Annotated in this window: 4 protein-coding genes and 1 pseudogene; 4 read left to right on the forward strand and 1 reads right to left on the reverse strand. The window is 51.7% G+C overall.

What is annotated here, in order from left to right; genetic code table 11:
* Positions 1 to 243: pseudogene (locus ACTHYN_RS16185) on the forward strand (flavodoxin family protein); the annotation flags it as partial.
* Positions 244 to 249: 6 nt separating this feature from the next.
* Here ACTHYN_RS16185 and ACTHYN_RS16190 read toward each other — a convergent pair.
* Entirely contained in the window at positions 250 to 627 is a 378-nt protein-coding gene (locus tag ACTHYN_RS16190; protein WP_441810067.1) for a PilZ domain-containing protein, read from the reverse strand.
* A gap of 219 nt (positions 628 to 846) precedes the next feature.
* Here ACTHYN_RS16190 and ACTHYN_RS16195 point away from each other — a divergent pair, with 219 nt between their 5' ends.
* The 3 genes from ACTHYN_RS16195 to ACTHYN_RS16205 form a co-directional block, all read left to right on the forward strand.
* Complete coding sequence (locus ACTHYN_RS16195; protein ID WP_441813435.1) at positions 847 to 3,282, forward strand: Lon protease family protein; 2,436 nt, start codon at positions 847 to 849, stop codon at positions 3,280 to 3,282.
* A 39-nt stretch (positions 3,283 to 3,321) separates the two neighbouring features.
* The gene (gene fixJ / locus ACTHYN_RS16200; RefSeq protein WP_441810068.1) at positions 3,322 to 3,948 is read left to right on the forward strand and encodes a response regulator FixJ; all 627 of its coding nucleotides are present in this window, start codon (positions 3,322 to 3,324) and stop codon (positions 3,946 to 3,948) included.
* Between the two features lie 46 nt (positions 3,949 to 3,994).
* A partial coding sequence (locus ACTHYN_RS16205) for a response regulator (RefSeq protein WP_441813436.1) occupies positions 3,995 to 4,209 on the forward strand: 215 nt, incomplete at its 3' end.

Consider the following 4,209-nt stretch of genomic DNA (forward strand, 5'->3'; position numbering starts at 1 on the left):
TTCGATCGCAGTTATTATCCCTGCCTGGAGAAAACCCAAGGCCTTCCATTTGCTTTTTACATTCGAGCGGGTCACGACGGCACTGGCACCCAACGCGCTATCGAAAGCATTACCACCGGGTTGCGCTGGAAAGCTGTTCAGGAGCCACTGGTATGTCGGGGCGAATATCGAGATGAGTTTGAAGGGCAATGCCGTGAGCTGGGGATGTATGTTGCAGCCAGCCTGGATGCAGGGCTGTTCTGAGGCGAGCTAGCTGGCGAAACGATTATAAAAACCTTCGATGCGCGACAGGGCGTTATCTACCGTTCTGGAATATCCCTTTTTATTGAGGCAGTAACTGAACTGCACGCTTATCCGGTAGCCAGCCTGAAAGGGAAGGCACTCCACCACTCGGGCGCAAACCTTCGACTCATTGATGTACTTGCCTTCAAAATCCATAAGCAGGCGCGTGCCTGGCTCTATGGGCCGAGGACTTAGTACAGCCATGCCGTAACGGTTCAGATCAAGACAGGTAACTTGCGCTGGGTTCTTGCCGCAGCGGAGCAACCTGCGCTCGCGTATCTGCACTCTCAGGCAGGAGGCCGGATAGCGATCCTTGATCCTGCGATCTGCGGAATCACTCATCATAGGCAGGCATCCATTGCGTATTTTGTAATTGTTATTGCCGACTATAAAGTCAAAAAGACATTGTCGGAAGGTTAAGTGTAGTGTTCGGGTATGGATGAGAACAACGAGGGGGCGAAAAAGTGTGAGGTTGATCACAAAGAAGGCCTTCCCGGAGCGTTTGCTACAATTCTTTCCTGTGAGCGCGACAGACGGGTTCGCAGAACCTACAATGACCGGCCAATGAGTCAACTGTTACAGGACCCAACCTTGAAGCCACTGTCTCTGCCCCAGCTGTACAAAGCCTGTGTTCTGAAAGAACTGCCGTTCAAATCCACCAGACAACTGGAGCCTCTGGCTGAAATTGTAGGCCAGAATCGCGCCCAGGAAGCGGTACGCTTTGCGCTGGCTATGCCCCATGGTGGCTATAACGTGTATGCCGTAGGGCGTAACGGTCTGGGCAAACGCACGATGATGCTGCGTTACTTGGAGCATCACCTGGATACTAAGCAGCAAAGCCATGACTGGTGTTATGTGGCTGACTTTGAGGAACCACGGGTTCCCAAGTTGCTTCAATTGCCAGCGGGTAAGGGAGTGCGGCTGAAGCAGGATATGGAAAAGCTCATGAGCCGGCTGGTGAAAGTTATTCCTCAGACCTTCGACAGTGACAGCTTTTTGGAGCGCTCCGAGCAGTTGAAAGAAGAGTATGGGAAGAAGCAGGAAGATGAGCTTGAAAAAGTGGCCGCACAGGCGCGCCGAAAGAAAGTCAGCCTGAATATTACGACTCCCGGCGGTTACCGACTGGTGGCGATGAAGGGTGATAAGCCTCATACCGCAGAGACGTTCAAGGCACTAACGGACGCTCAGCGTGACAAATATGAAGATTCGATCAACAAGCTTGAGAAAAAGCTTCGTCAAGCGCTACGCAAATTGGCGGACTGGGAGCAGGAGTATGCCGACAAGCAACAAGCGCTGAATAAGGAAACTCTGGAAGGTATATCTGGCCACCAGATTGATGCGCTGATTGAAAGCTACAAGAATCTTCCAGATGTGGTTGGCTACTTTGAAGCTGTGCGGGCGGATTTGGTTGAGAATTTAGAGATTTTTCTTGATGACAACGAAGAGCAGGCAGCCATTGCCTATGCGTCGTTGGATAAGAAAATGCCGCGTCGTTATCTCGTCAACGTGCTGGTACACCAGAAGACCAACGAAGTTCCCATGGTGGTGGAAGACAACCCGACTTATCACAATCTGTTTGGATACGTGGAGAATGTCACCTACAAGGGCACAGTATTCACTGATTTTTCTCTGATTCGTGCGGGCAGCCTGCACCGTGCCAACGGTGGCTATTTGTTGATGGATGCCATCAAGATGCTGGAGCAGCCTTTTGTTTGGGATGGGTTGAAGCGGGCCCTGCGCGCCAGATCCATTCAGATCAATTCCCTTGAGCGGGAACTGACCCTGTCAGGGACTATCTCGATTGAGCCCCAGGGTGTGCCGCTGGATGTGAAGCTCGTGCTGTTCGGTGATCGTGAAACCTGGATGTTGCTACAGGATTACGATCCTGAGTTTGCCGAGCTGTTTCGCGTTACGGCGGACTTCGAGAATGAGATGTACCGTTCGGAAGACAGCCAGGTGATGTACGCTAAGTTTATTGCCAGCGTGGTTAAAGAAAAGAGCCTGCTGCATTGCTCAAACAAAGCGGTGGCAAGAGTCATTGAGTACAGTGCCCGTATGGCAGAGCACCAGGACAGACTCTCGTTGCACGCGGCTAATATTGCCAATTTGCTCCGGGAATCGGACTACTGGGCACGGCAGGCCGGCGCTAAATTGATTCAGGATATTCATGTGGAGAGGGCGTTGGAAAGTGCCAAATACCGAAGCAGCCGGATTCGCGATCAATTTTATGATTCAATCCGCGATGGCTCCACGTTGGTGTCGACGCAAGGCTCGGTTGTTGGTCAGGTTAATGCGCTGTCTGTGCTGTCCACCGGCGGGTTTGAGTTTGGTTTATCCAACCGAGTAACCGCCACCTGCTATTATGGAGACGGCGGGATTATGGATATTGAGCGGGATGTGAAACTGGGAGGCAACATTCACTCCAAGGGCGTGATGATTCTTAGCTCTTGGCTTGCGTCTCACTTTGCTGTGAACGATCCGATGCACTTGTCTGCGAGCCTAACATTTGAGCAGAACTATGGTGAGGTGGACGGTGATAGTGCCTCGTTGGCAGAGCTCTGCGCGCTGATATCCTCGATTTCGGGTATTCCTGTGCGGCAGGAACTGGCCATTACGGGTTCTGTTAACCAGTTTGGCGAGGTGCAGCCTATTGGCGGGGTTAACGAAAAAGTTGAAGGCTTCTTTGCCACCTGTCAGCTTAAGGGTGGGCTAACGGGTACCCAAGGCGCGATTGTGCCGGCCAATAATGTGCAGAACCTCATGCTCGACAGCGAAGTGGTTCAAGCTGTACGGGAAAGCCGGTTTTCCGTGTACGCGGTTTCGAGTGTTGAGGAGGCCGTAACTTTGCTTTTGGGCAAGTCAGCCGGTAAGGCAGACAGCAAAGGCAACTATCCGAAACAGAGCGTTTTTGGCATTATCCAGCAGCGGCTTGAGAAAATGCGTGAGCACGAGCGCCAAGAACACGCCAAGGACGATCAGAAAGATCCGTCAATTCACTGAATAGCGGCCAAAATAAAACAGACAGGAGAGAGCACACCCATGACTGATATCCAGCAAACTGTGTACGTGGTAGAGGACGACGAGGCAGTTCGTGACTCACTGGAGCTGTTATTGAGGTCTGACGAAAAAACGGTCAAAACCTATGAGAGCGCAGCGGTATTTCTCAAGGATTACTCCGAAACTATGGCCGGGTGCATTGTGCTGGATATTCGCATGCCGGGCATGGACGGCATGGAGTTGCAGAAAAAGCTGAACGAGAAGCACTCTATTCTGCCGATCATTTTTGTGACCGGGCATGGCGATGTGCCCATGGCCGTAGACGCCATGAAAGAAGGCGCTGTGGACTTTATTCAGAAGCCATACCGCGAGGAGGCGCTGCTTGAGAAAATCGAAGCTGCGCTGGAGCAGGATCTGGAACAGCGCAAAACCCTTGATGAAAAACAGGAGATTATTCGCCGGATCAAAAGCCTGACCCCTCGTGAACACGAGATCATGGATCGCATGATAGAAGGCCAGGCCAACAAGGTAATCGCTATCGAGCTGGAGATTAGTCAGCGCACCGTAGAGATTCACCGTTCCCGAGTAATGCATAAGATGGGTACCCATTCATTGGCACACCTGGTTCGCATGGTGCTGTCCGTAAAGAACCTTATCGACGCGCGGTAATCCTGTCGGCATTATGCGGTTATCTTTTTGACCGGCCTTTTACTATATGACTGAAGTTGTCAGCGAAAATTCAGAGGTTACGGTTCTGCTCGTGGATGACAATCCACAGAACCTGAAAGTTCTCTATGAGACACTGAAAGACCAAGGCTACCGACTGCTGATTGCCAATGAAGGCGAGAAGGCGCTGGATCTTGCTCGTCGCCATCAGCCTGAAGTTGTCCTGCTTGATATCATGATGCCGGAAATGGATGGCTATGAGGT

Origin of the sequence: Marinobacter sp. (assembly GCF_052091845.1) — a bacterium.
In the GTDB taxonomy this organism is placed as follows: Bacteria; Pseudomonadota; Gammaproteobacteria; order Pseudomonadales; family Oleiphilaceae; genus Marinobacter.